We start from the raw sequence: 26,206 nt of genomic DNA, 5'->3' as shown, positions 1-26,206 counted from the left end.
ATAAGTGGCGACTGTGATGCAGGGAGTGAGCAGGGCAGTAAGAATTCACGGATTGCGGAGGTGGCGAGCGGTGGCTTGGAACGAAGCGGCCCTAAAAGGGCTTGACGATCGCGATCGCGGACGGCTGGAATCGATCGAAACGGATGTGCCGGCCGTTCGCGGGCGGTCAGAAACAGTTGATGACGAATGGGCAACTGCCGGAGCGTTCGGGCAGCACAACCGCACGGGCGGCATCCGTCCGGATGCGAGTCCCGAGTGGCGGGAACTCTTCGTCGAGGTGCGCAAAGCGGTGGAAAGGCTGCGCGAATAGGATTTGTGCAAGGTTGTTTGTCGGCAGCGTCCAAGAGGAACGAATCGTCTGGCATTGTCTATGATTGAGCGGATGCGGCGCTTTTAGACAATCGTGAGTTCGTCATGCAATCCCGCGTTGGAAATCATCCAACAAAACGTCCTCTTTTCACTGGAAGCTAGGTTTATGTTGGAAAACCTCCAATGAATTGACCGTTTTCTCCTCTGAAGCGTCATTGATGTTTCATTTGGTTGGAGAGAATCCAATATAGCGGAGAGAAGAGGATGGAAACTAAATTTGCGCTGGATGAAATCCAACGGGGGCATTCGGAATGAGGAGCGCAGCCGTGCGTATGGTTAAAAGCTGAGAGAGCCAGACATAAGTCGATGGCGGCATGTTTAGGGGAAGTCGACGGGTGCGTAAGAGCCGGCTGAAGGTCGGGGAAAACAAAGAGAAACCATGTCTTTGTGTCTATTAAAGACGCGGGTTTCTCCATCGGATGAAGGGCTGGGTAGACAGCGTGATTTCGCTGTCTACCCAGCCCTTTTTCGGCTTGCCGGGATGCTTGGACGGCGATGGCACGTTAGTCCCCCGACAGCTCGTCGAGCGTTTTGCCGAAGCTGGGCGCCATGTGCGTGAGGAACCATTCGACCTCGGGCATCGCGAGCTTCGCGAGCTTTTGCTCGGTTTGGCCTTTGGCGACGGCGAACTCGCGGTTGCCGGATGAGAGCTCGGACAGGCATTTCAAGTAGGCGTCGAGCAGGTCGGCCGCTTTGAGATAGGGCAGGAGCTCACGTTCCGGTTCGGGCGAATCGGATGAAGCCGCACCTCCGGCCAGCAGCGGCTCGTAAGCGTCGCGCAAAGGCTCCGGCACCATGCCGAGCAGGCGGTCGGCGGCCATCGCCTCGATCTCGCGAAAGCTTGCCAGCATTTTGGGGTTGTGATGCTTCACCGGTGTCGGGATGTCGCCTGTGAACACCTCGGTCGCATCGTGGAACAGCGCCATGGAGACGACCCGGTCCGCGTTCAGCTTCCGGCCGAAGACGCGGTTGCCGATCTCGCAGAGCATGTGCGCCAGCAGCGCGACATGGTAGGAGTGCTCGGCGACCGTCTCGGGCGTCGTGTTGCGCATCAGGCTCCAGCGCTCGATATAGCGCAATCTGTACATATAAGCGAAAAAATGGCTCTCCAAAGATCGGTTTTCCTTTCCGATGCCTAAATCGAGTAATGCGGGAAAAAATGGCATCTAAGCTTCAAGGTTGCCCTTGTTTTTATATCGTATCACATTAAAGACCGTAAGCTAAGTGATGAGTTTTCTTAGGAAGGTGTTGACACGAGGGCGATCGCAGCGTATATTAATACCCATAGGGGTATATGTATATAACTCCCTGGCTGTGAAAGGTTTTTAACGGTACAGCAATCAGCATTGCATGAACATGCCTGCCGTTGGCAAACTAACGTTGGTCTACTGGCTTTGCCGCGGTGGAATTGTTCGAATAAATGATGGGGGTGTGAGAATTGTCAATGCATTCAGAAATCCGGGCGGATAAAACGCTGGATTGTCAAGGACTGGCTTGTCCCATGCCGATTGTGAAAACAAAAAAGGCAATGGATGAATTGGCCGCCGGCCAAGTGATTGAAGTCCAAGCCACGGACAAAGGCTCGCTCGCGGATATTCAAGGATGGGCGAAAACCACCGGGCATCAGTATTTGGGTACCGTACACGATCGCGAGGTAATGAAGCATTATCTTCGCAAGGCGAGCCCGGATGAAGTGAAGGAAGAAAAAAAGCATCCCTTTACGACAACGCATGAAGAGCTGATGCATAAGCTTGCTTCCAATGAAAAAATCACGGTGCTGGACGTGCGCGAACCGGCCGAGTACGCATTCAACCGCATTCCGGGCGCAACGCCCATTCCGCTCGGTGAACTGGAAGAACGGATTCATGAATTGAATCCCGACGACGAGATTCACGTCGTGTGCCGAACCGGCAACCGCAGCGACCTGGCTTGCCGGATGCTCACGGATAAAGGATTCAAGCATGTCAAAAACGTAGAATCCGGCATGGCCGGTTGGACGGGTCCGGCCGAAAAGAGCCACTAGCCCGGACATACAACAGCACATGGAGGGAACAACAATATGTCTATGAAAGTCGCGATCATCGCAAGCAACGGCGGGCTGTTCGACGCTTATAAGGTTTTCAACATCGCAACCGCTTCGGCGGCAACCGATGCCGAAGTGGCCATATTTTTCACCTTCGAGGGACTGAACCTGATTCACCGGCAAGCGTATCATCAATTGCCGATGCCGGCGGGGAGGGAGCATTTTGCCGAAGGGTTCAAAAATGCCAACGTGCCGTCCATCCCGGAGCTGGTAGCGATGGCCCAAGAGATGGGCGTCAGAATTATCGCTTGCCAGATGACTATGGATGTCATGAATTTGCAGCAAGCGGATTTCATCGAAGGAATCGAGGTCGGCGGCGCGGTCACTTTTCTGGATTTCGCGAAGGATGCCGATGTTTCATTAACGTTCTAAACGGAGGGGAGAATGTTCGATGACGACTTCAGCAGGAATCAACCCGATGACAGCGGCGGAGTTAACCCGCAAGGTGCTAAATAAAGACGGATTGTTCATTCTTGACGTGCGCAACGAGAGCGACTTCAAGGACTGGAAGATCGAAGGCGAAGGAATCGATATCATCAATGTCCCTTACTTTGAGCTGCTTGAAGGCGTGGATCACCTTCTCGATCAAATCCCGAATGACCGGCCGATTCTCGTGGTGTGCGCCAAAGAAGGATCATCCAGGTTCGTGGCCGAGCAGCTTGCGGAGGCGGGCCGGAATCAGGTGTTCTATCTGGAAGGCGGCATGAAATCCTGGAGCGAGCATCTGGAGCCGGTCAAAATAGGCGATTTAAAGGACGGCGGCGCCATTTATCAGTTTGTTCGGATCGGGAAAGGCTGCCTGTCTTATATGATTGCCTCAGGCGGTGAAGCGGCCGTGGTGGACACGCTTCGCATGACGGATGTATTTAAGAGCTTCGCTGAAGAACAGGGCGTAACGATTAAGCACACGATTGATACCCATCTCCATGCCGATCATATCTCGGGCGGAAGAAAGCTGGCGGAACAGTCGCAAGGAACCTACTGGCTTCCGCCGAAGGATGCTGCTGAAGTGACGTTTGATTATGCCAAGCTTGAAGAAGGCCACGCCATTCAGGTGGGACATACGACCATTAGCATTCAGCCGGTTTACTCGCCGGGCCACACCATCGGAAGTACGTCGCTGATCGTGGACGACCGGTATTTGCTGACGGGAGACATCTTGTTCATCGAGTCGATCGGTCGTCCGGACCTGGCGGGTCAAGCCGGAGATTGGGCAGGCGATCTCAGACGGACGTTATACAGCCGCTATAAAGAATTGTCTCCGGATTTAATTGTTCTTCCTGCTCACTTCGGGAAGGTATCCGAATTGGGCGAAGGGGGGGAGGTTTCGGCTCGTTTGTCGGAACTTTATGCCGGCAACCGCGGTCTGAATATCCAGGAGGAATCGGAATTCAGACGCTTGGTTACGGAAAATCTGCCGGAGCATCCGAATTCGTATCAGGAGATCCGGCAAACCAATATGGGCAAAATCGAGCCCGGTGACGAAGAGCAGCGTGAGATGGAGATTGGCCCCAACCGCTGCGCTGTACACGATCACTAAAGGAGGCATAACCATGCAGGCAGATCTTGTTGTCGATACAAAAGGAATGGCATGCCCGATGCCGATCGTTAGAGCGAAGAAGGCGCTCGATGGACTGCAGCCCGGCCAGGTGATGGAAGTACTCTCCACGGACAAAGGCTCCGTCAACGATTTTCAGGCTTGGGTGAAGCAAACGAAGCATGAACTCATGAAACATGAAGAAGAAAACGGCGTTTATAAATTTTTCGTGAAAAAGATCTAAATGGTGAAGCAAGCAAAATAAGCGAACACGCTCGCCCGTGTTCGCTTATTTTAAACCGTCATATACGATTCTGACTCCAAGGGAGCAATAGCTTTCTTCTTTATAGTGCCCCTCCGGACATACCTTCGTGCAGCATAGAGTCTCGTTGATTAACGTTAACGGTTCCTTGCAGGCCGGGCATTTATCTTCAAATATTTTCTTCAGATTGGTCAGCATATTGTATCACCTTATTTCTGATGAAATTACTTGGTTTTATTATAGCCGATTGTTCGAGGAGGAACAAGGAGGGATTTATGGACATTCTCCTATTTGTGGTCATGATGTTGCTTGGTTTTGTCGGCTCCTTCTTCTCGGGATTGCTCGGCATAGGCGGAGCCATCATTAATTATCCCCTTCTGCTGTTTGTTCCATCCGGTCTCGGCTTGGCTGCGTTTACCGCACAGGAAGTCGCGGCCATCAGCATGTTTCAGGTATTTTTCGCTTCGTTGGCCGGCGTCATCGCTTTTCGTACGAAAGGCGGTCAGGCTGCGGTCGTGCACAAGGGACTTGTGCTGTACATGGGCGGCAGCATATGGCTCGGGAGTCTTGTCGGAGCATTCGGTTCCCGGTTTTTGCAGGAAGAAATCATAAATATGATTTACGGCACGCTGGCGGTCATTGCGGTAGTGCTTATGTTGATACCCAGCCGCGTGAAGCAGAACTCGGCGCACGGAGAGATCGCATTTAACAAATTGATCGCCGCAGCGGCCGCCTTTATGGTGGGAACGGTGTCCGGCGTCGTTGGCGCCGGCGGCGCGTTTATTCTTATTCCGATTATGCTGACGGTGTTGAAGATTCCTGCACGGGTCACGATTGCTTCGTCGCTTGCGATCGTGTTCATTTCGGCCATCGGCGGTGTAATCGGCAAAATAACGGCAGTTCCATTCCCTGTTTGGCCGACGGTATTTGTGGTTCTGGGCAGTTTGATCGGTGCTCCGCTCGGTTCCAGGGCCAGTTCAAAAATAAACGTACGGGTTTTGCGCTATGGTCTCGTTGTATTGATCGCCGCGACCGCCGTTAAGGTATGGGCATCCATTTTATAGATACGAATAGTTCACGAACTGGCGCAAGAGCAGGGCGTTAAGCTTGTGGCATGCACGATGACCATGGATCTGCCTGGTCTCCGGCAAGAGGAATTGATGGATAGCATCGAATACGGCGGGGTGGCGGCTTATATGGGAGACGCGTCGGACGCGGTTGCGCACCAAGCAGCAGGAAAAGCTCCCTTTAATTTGCTATCTTCGAGGTACGTGTCGTGATTTAACGGAATTTCTCCCTGTAATTCGGCACGTTGCCCATACAGGAGACATTTTTACAAGACTAACGGGAGCTTTTCCCGCAAAAAGATCCCACAGAGAGCATTCGGGCGAGATTAGCAGGGGCTTTTCCAGTTCGCCCTGGCGGGTGCTTGCGCTGATGTGGGGTGCCGGGCCAATACCGCGCCGACGGCTGCAGAAGACTCAAATAACGAGTATATTCAATAGTTCCACTTAAATAGAGGATGTATCGATTTTATTTTTTGCTTTATAATATACCTATACACGTATATGTCATCTGGAAGGCAGGGATAAGCCATGGAATACGATTACACGGATGAATTGAAAACCCGCTTGAGAAGAATCGAAGGCCAGGTGCGCGGCGTGCTGCGGCTGATGGAGGAAGGGAAGTCCTGCAAGGAAGTCGTAAGCCAGCTGTCGGCCGTACGGAACGCATCGGATAAGGCCATTGCGCAAATCGTGGCGGAGAATTTGCACCAGTGCATCTTGGAAGAAAAGGAGACGGGCGGCGACACCGGGAAGATGGTCCAACAAGCGATTGAATTGCTTGTGAAGAGCCGTTAAGGCGGACAAACGAATGGATAAAACCGATAAATAAAGGAGACCGGTGAATGGATATGAATACGCTGATCAACGTTGTACTTATTTTGTTGATCGTTTGGTTTGTGTATACACGATTCGGACCGACGAAGGGATTAAGAACCTTGAGAGAAGGTGATTTTCGCAAGGAAATCGAAGCCTCGACAAACCGCATGCTGGTTGATGTCCGAGAACCGTCGGAGTTCCAGGGCGGATTCATTCCCGGGGCAAGGAATATTCCATTATCGCAGCTTGGCCGTCGCTTGGGGGAAATTCCGGAAGAGTGCAGCATCTATCTCTATTGCAGAAGCGGCATGAGAAGCAAAAGCGCGGCTCGAATGCTTAAAAGGAACGGCTATACCAAGCTGGTGCACTTGCAAGGTGGCATCAGCGCTTGGAGAGGCAATATAGCGAAGTAAGCGGAGAATCAGGCGGGAGACGCATTGTTCATTCAATGATTTGAAAAAGCAAAGGAGTGGTTACATGTTCCATTATACGGTGGAAACAAACAAGACGCCTATACAGGCAATGGACGATCTCCAGGAGCAGCTGAAATCAGAGCAATTCGGCGTGTTATGGCAGTTGGACATGAAGGAGAAGCTGAAGGAAAAAGGTGTGGAGTTTAATCGGACGTATCACATACTCGAGGTATGCAATCCGGTCGAAGCAAAGCGGGTGCTTACCGAAAACGCGCTTGTCGGCTATTTTCTGCCTTGCAAGATCGCCGTATATGAAGAGAACGGCATGACGAAAATAGGGCTTCCCAAGCCGACGGCATTAATCGATATGCTGCAAAATGACGTGCTTAAGGAAATAGCCGTTGACATTGAGAAACGGTTGATCGCGTGTATTGACCGGAGTCGCTGATCGTTGACAGTTCAATCAAATTGATGCCTTGTACATCGCTCCGCGCTCCATTATTATAAAACTATTACAGACTAGCGACCAGAGAGGAGCCGCCACACCGTTATGCACAAGTTTGAAGAAAGCGTCTATCAGCTCGTCGTCGAGACGTCGACCAACCTGCCGGGCGATGTCCGCCAGGCGATTAAAGTCGCTCAGGAGGCGGAGGACAGCGCGACCCGCGCCGGTCTGTCCCTGTCGACGATCGCCACCAATATCGAGATGGCCGAATGCAACGTTTCGCCGATCTGCCAGGACACCGGCATGCCGACGTTCATCGTGCACACGCCGGTCGGCGCGAACCAGCTCGTGATGAAGCAGCAGATCCGCAACGCGATCGCGCGCGCCACGAAGGACGGCAAGCTGCGCACCAACTCCGTCGATTCGCTGACGGGCGGGAACACGGGCGACAACCTGGGACCGGGCACGCCGGTCATTCATTTCGAACAGTGGGAAAAAGACGACGTCGACGTCCGCCTCATCCTGAAGGGCGGCGGCTGTGAAAATAAAAACATTCAATACAGCCTTCCGGCCGAGCTGGAAGGGCTGGGCAAAGCCGGCCGCGATCTCGACGGCATCCGCAAATGCATCATGCACGCCGTTTATCAGGCGCAGGGCCAGGGCTGCAGCGCCGGCTTCATCGGCGTCGGCATCGGCGGCGACCGCACGACCGGCTACGAGCTGGCGAAGCAGCAGCTTTTCCGCCGGGTCGACGATACGAACCCGATCCCCGAGCTGAAGCAGCTTGAGGCATACGTCATGGATAATGCAAACAAGCTCGGCATCGGCACGATGGGCTTCGGCGGCGCGGTGACGCTGCTCGGCTGCAAGGTCGGCGTCATGAACCGTTTGCCGGCCAGCTTTTTCGTCTCGGTCGCCTATAACTGCTGGGCTTACCGCCGCCAAGGCGTGCTGCTGAGCGCGGAAACAGGCGACATCAAGGAGTGGCTGTACCCGGAAGGCGGCCAGGTATCGATGAAAGCAAGCGCCGATGAAGCGGCGGCGCAGGCGGCCGCCAACGCGGAGCGCCGCGAAGTGCGGCTGACGACGCCGCTGACCGAGGAGCAGGTGCGTTCGCTGCGCGTCGGCGACATCGTCATCATCGACGGCGAAATGCATACCGGACGCGACGCGCTGCACAAGCATCTGATCGACCACGATTCGCCGGTCGACCTGAACGGCGCGGTCATCTACCACTGCGGACCGGTTATGCTCAAGGACGAGCAGGGCTGGCAAGTTAAAGCGGCGGGCCCGACGACCAGCATCCGCGAGGAGCCGTATCAGGGCGACATCATCAAGAAGTTCGGCATTCGCGCGGTCATCGGCAAAGGCGGCATGGGCGCCAGGACGCTTGCCGCCTTGCAGGAGCATGGCGCGGTTTACCTGAACGCCATCGGCGGCGCGGCGCAATATTATGCCGAATGCTTCAAGCGGGTGAACGGCGTCGATTTCATGGAATTCGGCATTCCGGAGGCGATGTGGCACTTGCAAACCGAAGGCTTTGCGGCGATCGTGACGATGGACGCGCACGGCAACAGCCTGCACGCCGACGTCGAGCGGGATTCGCTCGCGAAGCTCGGCCAATTCAGGGAACCGGTGTTTAAATAATAAGCCGGGGACTCATTTTCCGCTCATCACCCGAGACAAAGCGGCGCTTTATCATCATCATCCGCACCCTACAGAGAGAGTGACGACCTATGCGCATGCGGCAATTCGGACTTGCCTTCAACCGGATATTCGAACAATGGATGTTTCTGCTAATCCCCGGATCTTTGCTCCTGGGATTTCTTTTTGCCGAAGGGCTGCTTCCGCTCGTTGCCGCCGTCCCCGCGCTGTTCGCCGTCGTGACGTTCACGATGGGCCTCGGCTGCGGGCTCAGCCAGCTTCGCCTCGTTTTCGCCCGGCCTCTGCCCATGCTGTTGACGCTGCTGATCGCGCATATCGCGCTGCCCCTGACCGCCTATGCGATCGGGGCGGCCCTGTACGGGCCGGAATCGCCCTACGTGATCGGGCTGGTGCTGTTCGCGCTCATTCCGCTCGGCGTTTCCTCGGTCATTTGGGTCGGCCTGTCCGGCGGCAGCGTGGCGATGATTCTGTCCATGGTCGTCATCGATTCGCTGCTTAGCCCGTTTGTCGTGCCGGCCGGCATCCGGCTGCTGTTCGGCGCCTCGATCCGGGCGGATACGCCGGCGATGATGACGGATCTGCTGCTGATCGTCGTCGCCCCGACGATCGCCGGCGTGCTTCTGGGCGAAGCGACCAAGGGCAGAATCGCCGACCTTGCCAAACCGGTCACCGGCCCGGTGTCCAAGCTGTGCTTCGCCGCGGTCGTCGTGCTGAACGCCGCGGCCATCGAGCCGTATGTGACCGCGCTGAAATCCGACATGGCGAAGCTCGTCCCGATCGTCGTGCTGCTTGTCGGCGTCTGCTACGCGGCAGGCTTCTTCGGCGCCCGGCCGCTGCGCAGCAGGGAGCTCGAGGCGACGGTATCCTACGCTACCGGCATGCGGAACATTTCGCTCGGCATCGTCATCGCGCTGCAATATTTCAGTCCGCTGGCAGCCGTGCCGGTCGTGCTCGCAATTCTGATCCAGCAGCCGGTCGCGACGCTGCACCATTACGTTTTACAAAAACTTCATAAAAGAGAAGCTGGGCAACCGGTCTCCCGCCATGTAGGATAAAACCGTATCGTTTCGTATTCGACAAAGCAAGCTAGAGAAAGAAGGAGGAAGGGCATGAACAGCTTCCGCTCCCGGCTGGCCGTCATCATGATCGTTCTGATCGGCTTGTCCGTTTCGGCGGCCGGGTATTTCATGGCGCAGTCGTTCCAACGCGAAAATATAGCCGCGCTGCAGGAAAATATGGTGCGCGATATCAAGCTGATGCTCGATGACGTGCAATGGGGAGAAAACGGCGCCGGGCTGCCGGCCGATTATTACACCGAACAGGCCGCACGCTATAAGGAAATTACCGGCATGCGCGTCACGTTCATCGACGGCGGCGGCGACGTGCTCGGCGATTCCGACTTTGATCGGCGCCGGATGGAAAACCATGCGGATCGCCCGGAAGTAATCGACGCCAAGCGAAGCGGCGTCGGCAACGACATCCGCGTAAGCGACACGGTGAAGCAGAAAATGCTCTACGTGGCTTATGCGGTGCGGCCCGGAGCGCCCGATTCCGAAGTGCTCCGGCTTTCGAAGAACATACAGGATGTGGAGCGAAGCGTCGGGGAGATGTGGGTCGTGCTGATTTCCGGTCTGCTCCTCCTGTTCATCGTCGCAGCCGCGGTCAGTTACCGGATTGCGCTCGGCCTGACGCGCCCGCTGGAGCAAATTACGCGGGTGGCGAAACGGATCAAGAGCATGGATTATCAGGCGAGGGTGCCGCTCATGAAAAACGATGAGATCGGCGAGCTCGGCGTCGCGATCAACGCGATGGCGGAAAGCCTGCAGGACCAGATGCAGCGTATCCGCCAGAAGGAAGGCCAGCTTGAGAGCGTCCTGGACAACATGATCAACGGCATCGTCATGATCGACCGGAGCGGCCGGATTCTGCTGCTCAACCGGATGGCGGAGGAGGTGCTCGGCTTCTCGGCGCGGGAGCTGGCGGGCCGCCATTACGCCGAAGCGAAGCAGCAATATGAGCTCGCTCAGATCATCCAGGAAGGGCTGGAGAGGCGGGAGCATCTGCACGACGAGATCACGTTCTATTTCCCGGAGGAGCGCCTGCTGGAGATCAATCTCGTGCCGGTGTTCCATTCTGGGGACGAGTTCGGCGGCGTGCTGCTTGTCCTTCAGGACGTGTCCGCGATTCGCAGGCTGGAGCGGATGCGGAGCGAATTCGTGGCGAACGTATCGCATGAGCTCAAGACGCCGATCGCCGCGGTCAAAGGCTTTGCGGAGACGCTGCTGGGCGGCGCGGTGAACGATCCGGACACGGCCAAATCGTTTCTGCAAATCATTTATGACGAGAGCGAACGGCTTAACCGGCTGATCGGGGACATTCTGGAGCTGTCGAAAGTGGAATCCAGACGTGTGCCCCTGCAGTTTTCCCCGGTCGAGCTGTCTTCCTTCACCGAGAAAACGGTGGAGCTGCTCGCCACGGAAGCGTCCCGCAAAGGCATCCTCCTGGACGTGTCGGTCGAGCCCGGGCTGTACGTGGAGGCGGACGAGGACCGGCTTCGCCAGATCGTGATGAACCTGCTCTCGAACGGGATCAACTACACGCCGGAAGGCGGCCGGGTCTCGGTGAAGGTCGACGGAGATGACGACCACATCCGCATTCGCATTTCCGATACGGGCATCGGCATCCCCAAAAAGGATCTGCCCCGCATCTTCGAACGGTTCTACCGGGTGGACAAGGCGAGGTCGCGCAGCTCGGGCGGGACGGGTCTCGGCTTGTCGATCGTCAAGCATCTTGTCGAGCTGCATAAAGGGACGATTGCGGTGGACAGCAAGGTCGGAGCAGGTTCCGTCTTTACGATCGAGCTGCCGGTGCTGCAATCCTAGTCGACATTTTACAATGCCTTTACACTTCGCCCGCATAATCATGCTATGATGATCGTAAAAGCCGGATTTGTCCTAACGGAGGGGTTGTTATGTCTGTTCGCATTTTGGTCGTTGAGGATGAACCGACCTTGGCTCGCCTGCTCTCCTACAATCTGACGCAAGAGGGATACGAGACGACGGTTTCCGACAACGGCGCCGAAGGGCTGCAAACCGCGCTGCAGCGCCCGTTCGACTTGATCGTGCTGGACATTATGCTGCCCGGCATGAACGGTTTTGACGTGTTGACCAAGCTTCGGCAGAACGGCATCCGTACGCCCGTCATTATACTTACCGCGCGCAACGCGGAGGAAGAGGTCGTACAAGGGCTGAAGCACGGGGCGGACGACTATATCACGAAGCCGTTCGGCGTCGCCGAGCTGCTGGCTCGGGTGTCCGCGGTGCTGCGCCGTTCGCAGAACGACGACGCGCAGCCGGCCGACCGGGACGAGAAGGTGATCGCCGCAGGCGAGCTGGAGATTTACCCGGAGAAATACGAGGTCGTGATCGGCGGTGAAACGGTGCCGCTCCGTCCGAAGGAATTCGAGGTGCTGTTATACCTCGTCCAGCGTCCGGGCATGGTTATTACCAGAGACGACCTCATGAACGTCGTATGGGGCTTCGATTATATCGGCGGCCAGCGGACCGTGGACGTGCACGTGAGCTCGCTTCGCAAAAAGCTGGAGCTTAACCAGCAGTCGGTGCAAATTGAGTCCATACGCGGCGTCGGCTACAAGCTCGTCATGCCGAAAAAGCTCGGATCGCCCAAATAAGGCGTCCGGGCTTTCTTTAGCGTTTATTTTGGGTTATGATGCGAAAAGCGTCATCTGCGGTTCCATGCCAGCATTTTTTTCTGGTATTCCTTCGGCGAGCAATCGTTGTATTTCTTGAACATTTTGTAGAAATGGGCCATGTTCGGGATGCCGATCACATCGCCGATCTCCGATATGCTGCGGTCCTCGGTGAGCAGTATGCGCTCCGCCCATTTGATTTTCCGGTAATTTACATATTCGGTGAACGATAAGCCCACCGATTTTTTGAAAAACTTAACGAAGTAATAGTAGCTCATGTTCGCGAGCCTGCACACCTGATCGACGTGAATCCGGCCCGTCAGGTTGGCTTCGACGTAATCGAATACCGGCTTCAGCCGCGCCCGGTCGAAATCGTCGTGCTCGGCCAGCGTGTGCCGGGTATCGCTCCGGAGCAGGTGCAGAAGAATCGTTTTGATCAGAATGTTGACGGCCAGTTCGTAACCGGCCGATTTGGTTTTGGCTTCACTGAATATATCTTTGATGCAGCGGGCGATTTCCCGCTTCGCTTCCGGCTTCTCGCTGAAAATATAATTGATCTTGCTCAGCGGATTTTTCGTTTCGGTGAAAAACCGGATATAGGGCATCGTGCTATGGTCGAAAAACTGGTCCAGATCGAACTGGAGCACGTAATATTCGAGCAAACCGCGCGAGGTGCTTCTGTCCCGGTGCAGCTGGGAGGAGCCGATGACGACGATGTCGCCCGGTTCCAGATGATAATAGTCGTCTTCCGTATAGACGTCCAGCTCGCCCTGATCGATCAGCAGCAGCTCGACCTCCCGGTGATAGTGCCAGCCGATGAACAGATCGTCCTCCCGCTTCGTCTGGAAGATTCTCAGCGACAAGAGAGGGTTTTCATAATCTACTTTCTCGTTATAAGCTTCCAATGCTGCACCTCGCCCAGGACAAAATCGCATAAAAGCGTCGCCATAATCGGCATTACTTTACGGGATCATTCGCAATATACTTTATTCTAGTGTGACTTGCCACAAAGAATCAAGCATCGAAAAGAAAAATGACCTATTTTATCGAATATTGGGAGGAATAACGGATGGCTAAAGTTAGAATCGGCATCATCGGATGCGGGGGAATCGCGACCGGCAAGCATATGCCCAGCCTCGCGAAAGTGGAAGAGGCGGAAATGGTCGCGTTCTGCGACATCGTCCTCGAACGCGCCGAGGAAGCCAAGACCAAATTCGGCGCGGCGGATGCCGTCGTGCACGAGGATTACCGCGAGCTGCTGAAGGACGGCACGATCGATGTCGTTCACGTCTGTACGCCGAACGATTCGCATGCCGACATCACGATCGCCGCGCTGGAGGCCGGCAAGCACGTCATGTGCGAGAAGCCGATGGCCAAAACGGCCGCCGACGCGCGCCGCATGCTGGAAGCCGCAGAGCGCACGGGCCGCAAGCTGGCGGTCGGCTATCAGAACCGATACCGCCCGGATGCCCGTTACTTGAAGGATGCCTGCAATAACGACGAGCTCGGCGAAATTTATTTCGCCAAAGCCCACGCGATCCGCCGGCGCGCGGTTCCTACATGGGGCGTATTTCTGGATGAAGAGAAGCAGGGCGGGGGACCGCTGATCGATATCGGCACGCACGCGCTGGACCTGGCGCTGTGGCTGATGGACAATTACAAGCCGAAGGTCGTATTGGGCCGCGCCTACCACAAGCTTTCGCAAACCGAGAATGCGGCGAACGCCTGGGGACCTTGGGATCCGAAGCAATTCACCGTGGAGGATTCCGCGTTCGCGATGATCACGATGGAGAACGGCGCGTCAATCGTGCTCGAATCGAGCTGGGCGCTCAATTCGCTTGAAGTGGACGAGGCGAAGGTGACGCTTTGCGGCACGAAGGCGGGCGCCGATATGAAGGAAGGGCTGCGCTTTAACGGCGAGCATAACAGCCGCCTCTATGTGAAGAACATTGAGCTGACCGGCGGCGGCGTCGCGTTCTACGAGGGCAACTCGGAGGATCCGGCGGAGCTTGAAGCCCGGATGTGGATCGACGCCGTGCTGAACGACAAGGAGCTGGTCGTCAAGCCGGAGCAGGCCTTGGTCGTCTCCGAAATTCTTGAGGCGATCTACGAATCGTCCCGGACGGGCAAAGCCGTTTATTTCAATTAAACCGGACAGCCGTTTGACAAGCGCTCGCCTCTTTTCGGGGCGGGCGCTTTTGTGTTGAAACGAAACTTCATTCTCCATAACGACGTATATTCTACAAGATATGGATTTCAATATGGATATTGGCGAAAGGGGGGGCGTCGGTGGAAGCCTTGTTCTGGGCGAGTCTGGCCGGCGGGATGCTGTATGCGGTCGTGGCGATCATTTTCGGGGACCTGATCAGCCAGGCGCTGGACGGGGCGCTGGATTTCCTGTCGATGGACGGAATGCCTTGGCTGCAGCCGATGACGCTGGTCGGAGGCATTACCGTTTTCGGCGGCGCCGGGCTTTTGCTTGACGCGTATACGGCATTGGGTACGGCTGGGGTGCTGCTGCTTTCGCTGCTTAGCGGGGCGGTGATCGGCGCGGGCGTTTACTTCATATACGTCAGGCCGATGCAGAACACCGAGAATTCCACAGGCTATTCGATCCGCGACATGGAAGGCAAGCCGGGGGAAGTGATCGTCCCGATTCCTGCTACGGGCTACGGCGAGGTTATCGTTCGTGTCGGCCCGGCGGGCGTAACGAGCCAAATCGCCGCCAGCTTCGACGGCGAGCCGATCGCAGCCGGCGACCGCGTCGTCGTGGTGGAGGCCAAAGGCGGCACGCTTTATGTCGCCAAGCTTGATTTGTAACGTGTAGCATGAGGCAGACCTAACTTGAGAGGAGATGTTTTATGCCGGATTTTCTGCTTATTCCCGTTCTTGTTGTCGCCGTTCTCGTCGTGCTCGGCTTGGCTTTCTGGGCCCGTTACAAAACCGTGAGCCCCGACGAGGCGATGATCATTACAGGCTCGCTGCTGGGCAGCCGCAATACGCTGGTCGATGAAAGCGGGCGCCGGATCAAAATCGTGCGCGGCGGTGGGGCGTTTATTTTGCCGATTTTCCAAAAAGCCGAATTCCTGTCGCTGCTGTCCCACAAGCTGGACGTCTCGACCCCCGAAGTCTATACGGAGCAAGGGGTGCCGGTGCTGGCGGACGGTGTCGCCATAATCAAAATCGGCGGCACGGTGGAGGATGTGTCCACGGCGGCCGAGCAGTTCATGGGCAAGCCGATCGAAGCGCTGAAGGGCGAGGCGCAGGAAGTGCTCGAGGGCCATCTCCGCGCGATTCTCGGTTCGATGACGGTGGAGGAGGTTTACCGCAACCGCGATAAATTCGCGCAGGAGGTACAGGGCGTCGCCGCCAAGGATCTGAAGAAAATGGGCCTGCAGATCGTTTCCTTCACGATCAAGGATGTGCGCGACAAGCACGGCTACCTCGAAGCGTTGGGTAAGCCGAGAATCGCGATTGTGAAGCGCGACGCTGAAATCGCCGAGGCGCAGGCGATCCGGGATGCCCGGATCGAGAAGGCGCGCGCGGAGGAGGAAGGCCAGAAGGCCGAGCTGCTGCGCGACACGAATATCGCCGAAGCGTCGAAGGAAAATCAGCTCAAGGTCGCTTCCTTCAAAAAGGAGCAGGACATGGCCAAAGCCGAGGCGGACCAGGCGTACCATATTCAGGAAGCCCGTTCCAAGCAGAGCGTCGTGGAGGAGCAGATGCGGGTGGAGCTGGTGCGCAAGGAGCGGGAGATCGATCTTGAAGCGAAGGAGATTTTGCGCCGCGAGAAGCAGTACGATGCGGAAGTGAAGAAAAAGGCGGACGCCGACCGCTACGCGGTCGAGCAGGCGGCGGAAGCCGACAAGGCCCGGAAGCTGCGCGAAGCGGACGCGCTGCAATACCGGATTGAAGCGGAGGCCAAGGCGCAGGCCGAGCAGAAGCGGCTGGCGGGCCTGGCGGAAGCGGAGGCGGAGCGGGCCAAGGGTACGGCGGAGGCGGAGGTCACCCGGCTGCGCGGCCTGGCCGAAGCGGAAGCGAAGGAGAAGCTGGCGGAAGCGTTCGAGAAGTTCGGGGAGGCGGCCATCCTGGACATCATCGTCAAGATGCTGCCGGAGCTGGCGGGCAAAGTGGCGGAACCGATCCGCGGCATCGACAAGCTGACCGTCGTCGATACGGGCCATGGCGAGGGGGCGGCGCGGGTGAGCAATTACGTCACGTCGCTGATGGCGACCGCTCCCGAAATGCTGAAGAGCGTATCGGGCATCGACGTCGAAGGATTGATCAAAGGGCTTACGGCCCGCAAGGCGTTACCGGCTTCCGCGTCGGCTCAAGCGTCGGCTCCGGCCCCGTCGCCGGCATCACAGTCAACGTCAAGTACGACGATTTAAGCAAACTCATCATGATAAGTGTCAGGGAGATTCAGGGAGATTCCGTTCTAACGGATACTTCCTGTTTTTTTCCTTATGCGCACTATCCCGTTGCAACAGGAGATGGGAAAAGAACGGCCTTGAGGAGAAGTGAACTTGACCCGGATTTTCGGCGACCCGCTGCAACAGGAGCTGGGAAGGCTGGACTTGGGAGGGCGGTGAGCTTGAGATGTTTATACGCTTGATCAGGATTTGAGCGGCATTCATGAACCGGATCTAAGCGAAATTATTTCTTTATTAATGAAGTTGCTTTGCTATGGTTCCGCAAGTATACTAACAAAATTGAGTTTAGAGAAGAATATTCCCTAATAGTTACCTGAATGCGGAAAGATCCGCCGATAGGCTGTAATGTTGCTCGAAAAACATTCGTTTGGCCGGAGCCCGGCCAACTCGTTCAGGGTCGCATGCGGTCCGACAACCGCTATGCAAGGCCGCAACACGCGGCGCACCTTTCCCCGAACGGCAAGGGCAATATGTATAAGGAGCGAGAATCATGAATGAAATCGAATTGGGCTCGGCGGAGCGGTTTGCCGATTTTCCGGCCGAGGTGCGGATCGGTCGCGATGCTTATTATTTGGTGAAGGGCGGTGAGGGCTTCCGCCTGCTGTCGCGCACCTGCCCTCACGCGGGTTACGAGGTGGAGGCGGAGGACGGGGGATTTTATTGCTATATGCACGGATGGTCGTTTGACGGCCGGACGGGCAAATGTCTGAACGTAACAGGAGCGGAGCTGACCTCATACGAGGTTGAGCTGCGCGATGGCGTCTTCTATGCGAAAAACTTACCCGCAGCGGAAGCCGGCCGTTAAGCCCCGCCCTTGACCTTATCGAAAAAGCCGCTGATCGCGTAAAAAGCGGCGCCGTATACGGCTGACCGCTCGCGCAGCTCGGCGTACAGCATCTTCATGCCGCTGCGGTGATACGGCAGCGTTCGGCGCTCGATCGTTTCCCTGATCGGCTCCCGAATCCACGGCTCGGCCAGGCTTAAGGTGTTGCCGATAATGACCGCATCGGGATTGAATACGTTCACGATGTTCGCGATGCCGATGCCGAGGTATCGGCCGATCCGGTTGAGCAGGGCGACGGCGCGGCCGTTGCCGTCCCCGGCCGCGGCAACCACCTGATCGAAAGCGCTCCAGCCGTAAGCGGCCGCCTGCTCAAGCAGCGCTTTCTCGGAGGCGTAAAGCTCCCAGCACCCTTGGTTGCCGCACCGGCACGCCGGGCCGTCGAGGGCGATGGACAGATGGCCGAGCTCGCCCGAGAAGCCGGAAGCGCCTTTATAGAGCTTCCGGTTAATCATAATCCCGGTGCCGATCCCGATGCCGGCGCTGATGTAAATGATGTGCTCGATCCCGCGGCCGACCCCGTATGTCTGCTCGCCCTGCGCACCGGCATTCGCCTCGTTGTCGATCGTCACGGGGACGCCGAACCGCTCGCCGACCAACGACTGCAGCGCGACGCGCTCCCATTCCAGGTTGGGCGCGAACAGCACGGTGCCGCTGCCGTCGACGATGCCGGGAACGCCGATGCCGATGCCGACGATGCCATAAGTGCTGCGGGGCGCCTTCGCGATCAGTCCGTCGATGCACTCGTACAGCCTTGGCAGCACATCGTCGGCCGACCGGCTTTCCAAACCGACATACGCCTCGGCGACCGGATGACCCTCCAGATCGGCGAGCATCCCGCGGATATAAGTTACGCCGAGCTCGATGCCGACCGCATACCCCGCGCTGCGGTTGAACAGCAGCATAACGGGCTTGCGTCCGCCGCTCGATTCGCCCATGCCGATCTCGACGACGAGGTCGCCGGTTATCAGGTCTTGAACGAGGCTGGATACCGTGGCCTTGTTAAGCCCGGTCCGCTCCGAAATTTGCGCGCGGGAGAGCGGGGCATGGCGCAGCACGCAGTCGAGCACGATGGCGCTGTTGATTTTTTTGATGAGCGCGGCGTCTCCGGTCGGTTTTTGCATTCGCGTCTCGTACCTCCATCTGTGCGGTTTGCCGATCGACAAGCCGAATCGGCTTCATTCTAACACGAAATCCGGTTTGCCGCATTTCTCATCTTTTGCACGTCGGCAACCGCTCAAATCATAATAACATAAAATCTTAGTTTGTTTAATAGACAAACCAAGTGTCTCGGTGGTAAAATCAGTTTTAGAAACGTTTTCATGACTATTCTGCATATCCAAGAAATCCAAGGAGGCGTCAGACGATGGCTTATTTCGAGAAGGTAGGCAAGATCGGATACGAAGGGAAGGGGTCGGACAACCCTTTCGCATTCAAACATTACGACCCGCAGCAGAAGGTTCTCGGCAAAACGATGGAGGAGCATTTCCGCTTCGCGGTCGCCTATTGGCACACGTTCACGGGCGCCGGTTCCGATCCGTTCGGCGTCGGCACGGCGATCCGCGGCTGGGACAAGTATGACGGCATGGATCTGGCCAAGGCGCGCGTGGAAGCGAACTTCGAATTTCTGGACAAAATCGGCATACCGTTCTACTGCTTCCATGACCGGGATATCGCCCCGGAAGGCGCGACGCTGCGGGAAACGAACAAGAACCTGGACGTCATCGTCGATTTGCTGAAGCAGAACATGAAGACGTCGGGCAAAAAGCTGCTGTGGAACACGGCGAACATGTTTACCAACCCGCGTTTCGTGCATGGAGCGGGCACGGCGCCGAATGCGGATGTGTTTGCCTACGCGGCCGCGCAGGTGAAGAAGGGGCTTGAGGTCGGCAAGGAGCTCGGCGCGGAGAACTATGTATTTTGGGGCGGACGGGAAGGCTACGAGACGCTGCTCAACACGGATATGGCGCTTGAGCTCGACAATCTGGCTCGACTGCTTCACATGGCCGTGGCGTACGCGCAGGAGATCGGCTTCGACGCCCAGTTCCTGATCGAGCCGAAGCCGAAGGAGCCGACGAAGCATCAATACGACTTCGATGCGGCGACGACGATTTCGTTCCTGCGGAAATACGGCCTGACCGGCCGCTTCAAGCTGAACCTCGAGGCGAACCATGCGACGCTCGCCGGCCACACGTTCGAGCATGAGATCCGCGTGGCGGCGATCAACGGCATGCTCGGTTCGCTGGATGCGAACCAGGGCGACCTGCTGCTCGGCTGGGACACGGACGAATTCCCGACCGATCTGTACGGCGCGACGCTGACGATGTTCGAGATCGTGAAGGCCGGCGGCCTCGGCCGCGGCGGCGTCAACTTCGATGCGAAGGTGCGCCGCGGCTCGTTCGAGCCGGAGGATCTGTTCCTCGCGCACATTGCCGGTATGGACACCTATGCCTGGGGCCTGAAAGCAGCGGCGAAAATCATCGAAGAGCGCGTGCTCGACCGCATCGTCGAGGAACGCTACCGCAGCTTCCGCGAAGGCATCGGCGCCGACATCGTCGCAGGCAAGGCGACGCTGGCCAGCCTGGAGCAATACGCGCTGGAGAACGATGCGATCCGCAACGAGTCCGGCCGCCAGGAGCGGATCAAGCTTGTATTGAACGAAATCATCTATAGCGTGTAACCTTAAATTTATAAACGGTCAGGCCGGTCAATAGGGCCGGCCTGTTCCGCTTGAGAGGGGATTATCGCATGTCCTATGTGATCGGCATTGATTTGGGCACGAGCGCGGTAAAGGCTTTGCTTGTCGACCGCGAGGGGCGGGTGAAGGGAGAGGCGTCCCGAAGCTACCCGCTTATCCATGAGCATTCGGGCTGGAGCGAGCAGAAGCCGGAGGATTGGGTCGACGGCACGTTGGACGCGCTGCTCGAACTGCTGGACTCATCCGGTGTATCGGGCGGGCAGATCGAAGGCATCAGCTTTTCCGGCCAAATGCACGGTCTCGTGCTGCTGGATGCGGACCGTAAGCCGGTCCGCAATGCGATTCTGTGGAACGACACCCGAACGACGGCCGAATGCCGCGACATCGAACGGGTGTTGGGCGGCAAGCTGCTGAGCGTGGCCCGCAACCCCGCGCTCGAAGGCTTTACGCTTCCCAAGATCCTCTGGGTCCGCAAGCATGAGCCCGAGGCGTTCGAGCGTGCGGCAAGCTTTCTGCTGCCAAAGGATTACGTCCGTTTCCGGCTGACCGGCGAGCTGCACATGGATTACTCCGACGCGGCCGGCACACTGCTGCTCGATGTGGCGGGCAGGACGTGGAGCAGCGAAATTTTGCAGTCGTTCGGGCTGCCGGCCGGCTTCTGTCCGCCGCTTGCGGAGTCGCATGAACTCGTCGGCACGCTGCTGCCCGACATGGCCCGGCGCTCCGGCTTGCCGGCGGGCGCGAAGGTGTTCGCGGGCGGCGCGGACAACGCGTGCGGGGCGATCGGCGCCGGCATTTTGTCCGAAGGACTGACGCTGTGCAGCATCGGCACCTCCGGCGTGATCCTGACCTATGAGAATGACAAGGATGCGGATTACGAAGGCAAGGTCCATTTCTTCAATCACGGCCAGAAGGACGCCTTTTACGCAATGGGCGTCACATTGGCGGCGGGCTATTCGCTGAGCTGGTTCAAAAACACGTTCGCGCCGAACGAATCGTTCGGAGAGCTGCTGACAGGCGTCGGGGACGTGCAGCCGGGCGCGGGCGGCCTCCTGTTCACGCCCTATCTCGTCGGCGAGCGCACGCCGCATGCCGATTCGCAAATCCGCGGCAGCTTTATCGGGGTGGACGGCTCGCATACGAGGGATCATTTTGCCCGCGCCGTTATGGAGGGCATTACGTTCTCGCTGGGTGAGTCTGTGGCGATCTTCCGCGCGGCCGGCAAAAAGGTCGATAGGGTCGTGTCGATCGGCGGCGGCGCGCAAAATCCGATATGGCTGCAAATGCAGGCCGACATTTTCAACGCCGAGGTAGTTGCACTGGAGAACGAGCAGGGGCCCGGCCTCGGCGCGGCGATGCTGGCGGCATACGGGTGCGGCTGGTTCGACAGTCTTGAGGCATGCGCGGACAAGTTCGTCAAGCGGACGTCCGCGTACAAGCCGCAGCCGGAAGCGGTGAAAGCGTATGAGGGGCTTTTTGAGATATACCGCCGGGTGTACGCGCAGACGCGCGGCATGAACGAGGCGTTGGCGGCTTTCAGAGAATAATATCCGGCAACACAAAACCGCCCGAGCCGGCTCCAAGAAGCCTTGCCCGGGCGGTTTTGTTTGCTTGAAAAAATTTAATGTCCTTGAGGGGGCCCCGCCAATGGAATAGGATACGCTGCAGAGCTTCGCTTCGCTTTTTGGAAACGCTGGCGCTTGGCCGGCCCGCCGTTCTAGGATTCCGACGCCGCGGGCTTGTCCAGCCATTCGCGGATCATGGCCAGCAGCTGGGCGCTGTTGACCGGCTTCGTGATGTAATCGGAGCAGCCGGCCTCGAGGCACAGCTCGCGGTCGCCCTTCATCGCTTTCGCCGTCAGGGCGATGATCGGCAGCTCGCGGAACTCCGGTTTGCTGCGGATGGCGCGTGTCGTTTCATAGCCGTCCATGACAGGCATCATGATGTCCATCAGGACGACGTCGATGTCCTTGGTTTCCTCCAGAACACGAATCGCATCGTGTCCGTTCTCGGCCGGAATGACCTTCATATTGTGCCGTTCGAGAATGGTCGTCAGGGCGAAAATGTTGCGGATGTCGTCGTCGACGACCAGCACGTTCTTGTACGCGATCATATCATCGGCTTCCCGAAGCTTGACGAGCTTGCGGCGGGGCTCCTCGGGCATATCCTCCGCCTTGCGGTGCAGGAACAGCGACGTCTCGTCCATAATCTGCACGGGAGACTTCGCGGACTTCAGCACGGCGGTTTTCATCAGCTCGTCCAGCTCGTTCTCTTCTTCATCCGCCAGCTTGGCGGTCCGGTAAAGCACGACCGGCCGGTATTTGTTGGCCGGCTGCTTCTGGATGTCGCGGATGAAACGGACCGGAGTCGCATCCGGCAGCGAATCGTCGGTCAGGACGCAATCGAACGTTTTGGACTTCAACTGATTGAGCGCCTTGCGCGCGGTATCGACCGCCGTAATCCGCAGATCGCCGCCGTCCAGCAGGTCGGTCCATTGCTTGCGCAATTGTTCATTGCCGGAAGCGATCAGAAGGCTGCGCGTCGACTGTTCCGCGAAGGCGTTCAGCTTATCCAGCGCATTCTCCAGATCCTCGTTCGTGACCGGCTTGCAGACGTAGTCGAACACGCCTTTTTGCTTGAGGCCGATCTCGTCCTCTTCGACCGTGATGACCGTAACCGGTATGTGGCGGGCGAAGAGGTCGTTCTTCAGATGCTCGATGACGAGCCAGCCGTCCGTATCCCCCAGCCTCAGGTCGAGCGTGATGGCCGCGGGCTTGTATTTCTGCGCCAGCTCAAGCGCGTTCGCGCCTGTGGTGGTGACGACGGCCTTCATTCCTCGCTTGTGCAGCATTTCGAGCAGGATTTCGTTGAATTTCAGATCGTCCTCCACGATCAGCATGACGCGGTCGTCCTTCTGGATATCGTTCCGGTCGTCGACGATGCCCTGCTCCAGATTAAGCGAGTAGCTGCGCGGCCGCTTCATGGGAACGACGTCGATCACTTCCGGCACGAATTTTTGCTTCGTCTCCGGTGCAGGCTGCGGCTCCGGCCCGAACGTCTCCGTTGATGCTGGCAAATACACGTTGAACGTGCTGCCGACATCCGGCACGCTGGTCAGCGTAATTTCTCCGCCCAGCATCGCGACGATTTCGCGCGAGATCGCGAGGCCGAGGCCCGTTCCGCCGTAAATCCGGTTGGTGCTGCCGTCCGCTTGCTGGAACGCTTCGAAGATAATAAGCTGCTTGTCCTCCGGAATGCCGATGCCGGTATCGCTCACGGAGAAGCAGACGACCGACTGGGCGCGGTTCAACGATTCATTGTCGCTGCTCCAGCCGCCGCTTGCCGGACGCACCTGTATCGCAACCCGGCCTTTCCGGGTGAATTTGAACGCGTTGGAGAGCAGGTTCTTCAGCACCTGCTGGAGCCGCTTCGAGTCCGTGACGATCGATTGCGGGACGCCCGGCTCGGTTTTGATTTCAAAATCGAGCTTTTTGTCCTCCGCGATATGGCGGAACGTACGGTCCAGGCTGTCCAGAAGCTCGGACAGCTTCGTTTCCTCCAGATCCGCGGATACGGTGCCGGATTCGATTTTGGACAGGTCCAGAATATCGTTGATCAGATTAAGCAGCTCCAGCCCGGATTCCTGGATCGTCTTGGCGAATTTCACCTGGTAGTCGTTCAGGTTCTCGTCCGGATTCTCGGCGAGCTGCTCGGCCAGGAGCAGCAGGGAGTTCAGCGGCGTCCGAAGCTCGTGCGACATGTTCGCAAGGAACTCCGATTTGTACTTCGACGTAAGCGCAAGCTGCTCGGCTTTCTCCTCGAGGAAACGCTTGGCCAGCTCGACCTCCTGGTTCTTGCTCTCGACCTCGGCCTTCTGGATGACGAGCATCTTCGCCTTGTCCTCCAGCTCCTCGTTCGTATTCTGCAGTTCAAGCTGCTGCTTCTGCAGCTCCTCGGTAAGCGACTGCGACTGCATCAGCAGCTGCTCCGTGCGCTGGGTCGCCTGCATCGTGTTGATGACGATGCCGATCGACTCGGTCAATTGGTCGAGGAAGGCGACGTCGATTTCGCTGAACGGACGGAAGGAGGCAAGCTCCAGCACCGCAAGCACCTGATCCTCGAAAATGATCGGCAGCAGCACGATGTTAAGCGGCGTGCTTTCGCCGAGACCGGATGAAATGACCACATAGTCGGACGGCACGTTCGTCAGCAGAATGCGCTGCTTCTCGATCAGGCACTGGCCGACCAGGCCTTCCCCGGCGCGGAACTCGTTCGACAGATGCTTCCGACTCTGATAGGCGTAGCTGGCAAACAGCGTCAGCGTCGGTTCGCCTCTCGTCAGATCGTTCATATAGAATACGCCGTGCTGCATCGACACCAGCGGCGCAAGCTCGGACAGAATCATGCGGCATACGGCGTACAGGTCGCGCTGGCCTTGCAGCAGGCGCGAGAACTTTGCCAGGTTCGTTTTGAGCCAGTCCTGCTCGGTGTTGATCCGCGTCGTTTCCTTCAGGTTCCGGATCATCTCGTTGATATTGTCCTTGAGTGTCGCGACCTCGCCGGCCGCGGCGACGTCGATCGAACGCGACAGGTCGCCCTTCGTCACCGCCGTTGCGACGTTCGTGATGGCGCGGACCTGCGTCGTCAAGGTACTCGCCATGTAGTTAACGTTGTCGGTCAGGTCGCGCCATGTGCCGGCGGCGCCCGGCACGCTCGCTTGGCCGCCGAGCTTTCCTTCCGCGCCTACCTCGCGGGCAACGGTCGTAACCTGCTCGGCGAAGGTGGCCAGCGTATCGATCATGTTGTTCATCGTATCGGTCAGCTCCGCGATTTCGCCCTTCGCTTCAACGTTCAGCTTCTGCTTCAGGTTGCCGTTCGCGACCGCGGTCACGACCTTGGCGATGCCGCGCACCTGATCGGTGAGGTTGGTCGCCATTATATTAACGTTGTCGGTCAAATCCTTCCAGGTACCGCCGACGCCGCGCACCTGCGCCTGGCCGCCCAGCTTGCCGTCCGTGCCGACCTCCCGCGCCACGCGCGTAACCTCGGAGGCGAACGAGTTGAGCTGGTCCACCATCGTATTGATCGTGTTTTTCAGCTCGAGCAGCTCGCCTTTGACGTCGACCGCAATTTTCTTGGACAGGTCGCCGTTCGCGACGGCGGTGGTCACCGCCGCGATGTTGCGTACCTGGTTGGTCAGGTTGCTGGCCATGTTGTTGACGGAATCCGTCAGGTCCTTCCAGGTGCCGGAGACGTCCTTGACGTCTGCTTGCACGCCCAGCTTTCCTTCCGTACCTACCTCGCGGGCGACCCGCGTAACCTCGGAGGCGAAGGTGGAGAGCTGGTCCACCATCGTGTTCATTGTGTTTTTCAGCTCGAGCATTTCGCCCTTGACGTCAACTGTAATCTTCTTGGACAGATTGCCCCGGGCGACGGCTGTCGTGACGCCGGCGATGTTGCGGACCTGGTCGGTCAGATTGCGCGCCATGTTGTTAACGCTCTCCGTCAAATCCTTCCATGTTCCGCCGACGCCTTTTACCTGCGCCTGGCCGCCCAGCTTTCCTTCCGTGCCTACCTCGCGGGCAACCCGCGTAACCTCGGAGGCGAAGGTGGAGAGCTGGTCCACCATTGTGTTGATCGTATTTTTCAACTCGAGCATCTCGCCTTGAACGTCGGCCGTGATCTGCTTGGACAGATCTCCGTTCGCGACCGCGGTCGTGACGACCGCGATGTTCCGCACCTGATTCGTCAGGTTGGAGGCCATGTTGTTCACGCTTTCGGTCAAATCGCGCCATGTGCCGGCAACGCCTTTAACTTGCGCCTGCCCGCCCAGTATGCCCGCCGTGCCGACCTCGAGCGCGACCCTGG

At 57.7% G+C, this 26,206-nt stretch carries 23 protein-coding genes and 1 pseudogene; 20 read left to right on the top strand and 4 right to left on the bottom strand.

Annotated features, from left to right (window positions below; all coding sequences use genetic code 11):
* Positions 1–70: 70 nt before the first annotated feature.
* Positions 71–310, top strand: coding sequence for a hypothetical protein (locus RWM61_RS09885; RefSeq protein ID WP_314000138.1), 240 nt, complete (start codon positions 71–73; stop codon positions 308–310).
* 562 nt (positions 311–872) lie between these two features.
* On the opposite strand, the gene yfbR is transcribed toward RWM61_RS09885, so the two are convergent.
* Positions 873–1,481, bottom strand: coding sequence for a 5'-deoxynucleotidase (gene yfbR, locus RWM61_RS09880; protein WP_314000136.1), 609 nt, complete (start codon positions 1,479–1,481; stop codon positions 873–875).
* A gap of 332 nt (positions 1,482–1,813) precedes the next feature.
* Here yfbR and RWM61_RS09875 point away from each other — a divergent pair, with 332 nt between their 5' ends.
* The 13 genes and pseudogenes from RWM61_RS09875 (at position 1,814) to RWM61_RS09815 (ending at position 12,348) form a co-directional block, all read left to right on the top strand.
* A complete protein-coding gene (locus RWM61_RS09875; RefSeq protein ID WP_314000176.1) occupies positions 1,814–2,392 on the top strand; it encodes a sulfurtransferase TusA family protein in 579 nt (192 codons plus the stop codon).
* Positions 2,393–2,428: 36 nt separating this feature from the next.
* Positions 2,429–2,824 (top strand): DsrE/DsrF/DrsH-like family protein, encoded by a 396-nt coding sequence (locus RWM61_RS09870; protein WP_314000134.1) that lies wholly within the window; start codon positions 2,429–2,431, stop codon positions 2,822–2,824.
* A gap of 19 nt (positions 2,825–2,843) precedes the next feature.
* The gene (locus tag RWM61_RS09865) at positions 2,844–3,992 is read left to right on the top strand and encodes an MBL fold metallo-hydrolase (protein WP_314000132.1); all 1,149 of its coding nucleotides are present in this window, start codon (positions 2,844–2,846) and stop codon (positions 3,990–3,992) included.
* 13 nt (positions 3,993–4,005) lie between these two features.
* Positions 4,006–4,233 carry a sulfurtransferase TusA family protein gene (locus tag RWM61_RS09860; protein ID WP_314000130.1) on the top strand — a complete coding sequence of 76 codons (228 nt, stop codon included), beginning with the start codon at positions 4,006–4,008 and terminating at the stop codon, positions 4,231–4,233.
* 293 nt (positions 4,234–4,526) lie between these two features.
* Entirely contained in the window at positions 4,527–5,315 is a 789-nt protein-coding gene (locus tag RWM61_RS09855) for a sulfite exporter TauE/SafE family protein (protein WP_314000127.1), read from the top strand.
* A gap of 15 nt (positions 5,316–5,330) precedes the next feature.
* Positions 5,331–5,531 (top strand): annotated as a pseudogene (locus tag RWM61_RS09850) (DsrE/DsrF/DrsH-like family protein); the annotation flags it as partial.
* Between the two features lie 315 nt (positions 5,532–5,846).
* Entirely contained in the window at positions 5,847–6,113 is a 267-nt protein-coding gene (locus tag RWM61_RS09845) for a metal-sensitive transcriptional regulator (RefSeq protein WP_314000125.1), read from the top strand.
* A gap of 47 nt (positions 6,114–6,160) precedes the next feature.
* Entirely contained in the window at positions 6,161–6,547 is a 387-nt protein-coding gene (locus tag RWM61_RS09840; RefSeq protein WP_314000123.1) for a rhodanese-like domain-containing protein, read from the top strand.
* A gap of 64 nt (positions 6,548–6,611) precedes the next feature.
* The gene (locus RWM61_RS09835; protein WP_314000121.1) at positions 6,612–6,995 is read left to right on the top strand and encodes a DUF302 domain-containing protein; all 384 of its coding nucleotides are present in this window, start codon (positions 6,612–6,614) and stop codon (positions 6,993–6,995) included.
* Between the two features lie 102 nt (positions 6,996–7,097).
* Positions 7,098–8,639 (top strand): fumarate hydratase, encoded by a 1,542-nt coding sequence (locus tag RWM61_RS09830; protein ID WP_314000119.1) that lies wholly within the window; start codon positions 7,098–7,100, stop codon positions 8,637–8,639.
* An 89-nt stretch (positions 8,640–8,728) separates the two neighbouring features.
* Positions 8,729–9,712: a bile acid:sodium symporter family protein gene (locus RWM61_RS09825; RefSeq protein WP_314000117.1), complete on the top strand. Its 984-nt coding sequence runs from the start codon at positions 8,729–8,731 to the stop codon at positions 9,710–9,712.
* A gap of 54 nt (positions 9,713–9,766) precedes the next feature.
* Positions 9,767–11,539 (top strand): two-component system histidine kinase PnpS, encoded by a 1,773-nt coding sequence (gene pnpS, locus RWM61_RS09820; protein ID WP_314000115.1) that lies wholly within the window; start codon positions 9,767–9,769, stop codon positions 11,537–11,539.
* Positions 11,540–11,628: 89 nt separating this feature from the next.
* Positions 11,629–12,348 (top strand): response regulator transcription factor, encoded by a 720-nt coding sequence (locus RWM61_RS09815; RefSeq protein ID WP_314000113.1) that lies wholly within the window; start codon positions 11,629–11,631, stop codon positions 12,346–12,348.
* Between the two features lie 50 nt (positions 12,349–12,398).
* On the opposite strand, the gene RWM61_RS09810 is transcribed toward RWM61_RS09815, so the two are convergent.
* Positions 12,399–13,271 carry an AraC family transcriptional regulator gene (locus tag RWM61_RS09810; RefSeq protein ID WP_314000111.1) on the bottom strand — a complete coding sequence of 291 codons (873 nt, stop codon included), beginning with the start codon at positions 13,269–13,271 and terminating at the stop codon, positions 12,399–12,401.
* 164 nt (positions 13,272–13,435) lie between these two features.
* On the opposite strand from RWM61_RS09810, the gene RWM61_RS09805 reads away from it, so the two are divergent.
* From RWM61_RS09805 to RWM61_RS09790, 4 genes are all read left to right on the top strand, one after another.
* Positions 13,436–14,515, top strand: coding sequence for a Gfo/Idh/MocA family oxidoreductase (locus tag RWM61_RS09805; RefSeq protein ID WP_314000109.1), 1,080 nt, complete (start codon positions 13,436–13,438; stop codon positions 14,513–14,515).
* 140 nt (positions 14,516–14,655) lie between these two features.
* The gene (locus tag RWM61_RS09800) at positions 14,656–15,186 is read left to right on the top strand and encodes an NfeD family protein (RefSeq protein WP_314000107.1); all 531 of its coding nucleotides are present in this window, start codon (positions 14,656–14,658) and stop codon (positions 15,184–15,186) included.
* 41 nt (positions 15,187–15,227) lie between these two features.
* The gene (locus tag RWM61_RS09795; RefSeq protein WP_314000104.1) at positions 15,228–16,757 is read left to right on the top strand and encodes a flotillin family protein; all 1,530 of its coding nucleotides are present in this window, start codon (positions 15,228–15,230) and stop codon (positions 16,755–16,757) included.
* Positions 16,758–17,289: 532 nt separating this feature from the next.
* A complete protein-coding gene (locus RWM61_RS09790) occupies positions 17,290–17,604 on the top strand; it encodes a Rieske (2Fe-2S) protein (RefSeq protein WP_314000102.1) in 315 nt (104 codons plus the stop codon).
* On the opposite strand, the gene RWM61_RS09785 is transcribed toward RWM61_RS09790, so the two are convergent.
* Positions 17,601–18,764 (bottom strand): ROK family transcriptional regulator, encoded by a 1,164-nt coding sequence (locus RWM61_RS09785; RefSeq protein ID WP_314000099.1) that lies wholly within the window; start codon positions 18,762–18,764, stop codon positions 17,601–17,603. The two genes, RWM61_RS09790 and RWM61_RS09785, sit on opposite strands and share 4 nt — an antisense overlap.
* 242 nt (positions 18,765–19,006) lie before the next feature.
* Between RWM61_RS09785 and xylA the strand changes: the two genes are divergently transcribed.
* Positions 19,007–20,320, top strand: a complete 1,314-nt coding sequence (gene xylA / locus RWM61_RS09780) for a xylose isomerase (RefSeq protein WP_314000097.1) — start codon at positions 19,007–19,009, stop codon at positions 20,318–20,320.
* Positions 20,321–20,388: 68 nt separating this feature from the next.
* On the top strand, positions 20,389–21,885 hold the full coding sequence (xylB, locus tag RWM61_RS09775) for a xylulokinase (RefSeq protein ID WP_314000095.1): 1,497 nt from the start codon (positions 20,389–20,391) through the stop codon (positions 21,883–21,885).
* Between the two features lie 170 nt (positions 21,886–22,055).
* On the opposite strand, the gene RWM61_RS09770 is transcribed toward xylB, so the two are convergent.
* Positions 22,056–26,206, bottom strand: a 4,151-nt coding sequence (locus tag RWM61_RS09770) for a response regulator (protein WP_314000093.1), incomplete at its 5' end; no start/stop codon positions are given.

The sequence above is a fragment of the uncultured Paenibacillus sp. genome (assembly GCF_963515335.1).
In the GTDB taxonomy this organism is placed as follows: Bacteria; Bacillota; Bacilli; order Paenibacillales; family Paenibacillaceae; genus Paenibacillus_I.
The sequence above is the reverse complement of the archived record's forward strand: the minus strand, read 5'-3'. Positions and strand labels throughout refer to the sequence as shown.

Excerpts from the sequence above, each read along its gene's own strand:
- RWM61_RS09845 (WP_314000125.1), top strand. The coding sequence starts at position 5,847 with ATGGAATACGATTACACGGATGAATTGAAAACCCGCTTGAGAAGAATC.
- RWM61_RS09875 (WP_314000176.1), top strand. The coding sequence starts at position 1,814 with ATGCATTCAGAAATCCGGGCGGATAAAACGCTGGATTGTCAAGGACTG.
- xylA (WP_314000097.1), top strand. The coding sequence starts at position 19,007 with ATGGCTTATTTCGAGAAGGTAGGCAAGATCGGATACGAAGGGAAGGGG.
- RWM61_RS09785 (WP_314000099.1), bottom strand. The coding sequence starts at position 18,764 with ATGCAAAAACCGACCGGAGACGCCGCGCTCATCAAAAAAATCAACAGC.
- RWM61_RS09835 (WP_314000121.1), top strand. The coding sequence starts at position 6,612 with ATGTTCCATTATACGGTGGAAACAAACAAGACGCCTATACAGGCAATG.
- RWM61_RS09840 (WP_314000123.1), top strand. The coding sequence starts at position 6,161 with ATGGATATGAATACGCTGATCAACGTTGTACTTATTTTGTTGATCGTT.
- RWM61_RS09815 (WP_314000113.1), top strand. The coding sequence starts at position 11,629 with ATGTCTGTTCGCATTTTGGTCGTTGAGGATGAACCGACCTTGGCTCGC.
- xylB (WP_314000095.1), top strand. The coding sequence starts at position 20,389 with ATGTCCTATGTGATCGGCATTGATTTGGGCACGAGCGCGGTAAAGGCT.
- RWM61_RS09790 (WP_314000102.1), top strand. The coding sequence starts at position 17,290 with ATGAATGAAATCGAATTGGGCTCGGCGGAGCGGTTTGCCGATTTTCCG.
- RWM61_RS09795 (WP_314000104.1), top strand. The coding sequence starts at position 15,228 with ATGCCGGATTTTCTGCTTATTCCCGTTCTTGTTGTCGCCGTTCTCGTC.
- RWM61_RS09860 (WP_314000130.1), top strand. The coding sequence starts at position 4,006 with ATGCAGGCAGATCTTGTTGTCGATACAAAAGGAATGGCATGCCCGATG.
- RWM61_RS09830 (WP_314000119.1), top strand. The coding sequence starts at position 7,098 with ATGCACAAGTTTGAAGAAAGCGTCTATCAGCTCGTCGTCGAGACGTCG.
- RWM61_RS09825 (WP_314000117.1), top strand. The coding sequence starts at position 8,729 with ATGCGCATGCGGCAATTCGGACTTGCCTTCAACCGGATATTCGAACAA.
- RWM61_RS09805 (WP_314000109.1), top strand. The coding sequence starts at position 13,436 with ATGGCTAAAGTTAGAATCGGCATCATCGGATGCGGGGGAATCGCGACC.
- RWM61_RS09870 (WP_314000134.1), top strand. The coding sequence starts at position 2,429 with ATGTCTATGAAAGTCGCGATCATCGCAAGCAACGGCGGGCTGTTCGAC.
- RWM61_RS09865 (WP_314000132.1), top strand. The coding sequence starts at position 2,844 with ATGACGACTTCAGCAGGAATCAACCCGATGACAGCGGCGGAGTTAACC.
- pnpS (WP_314000115.1), top strand. The coding sequence starts at position 9,767 with ATGAACAGCTTCCGCTCCCGGCTGGCCGTCATCATGATCGTTCTGATC.
- RWM61_RS09855 (WP_314000127.1), top strand. The coding sequence starts at position 4,527 with ATGGACATTCTCCTATTTGTGGTCATGATGTTGCTTGGTTTTGTCGGC.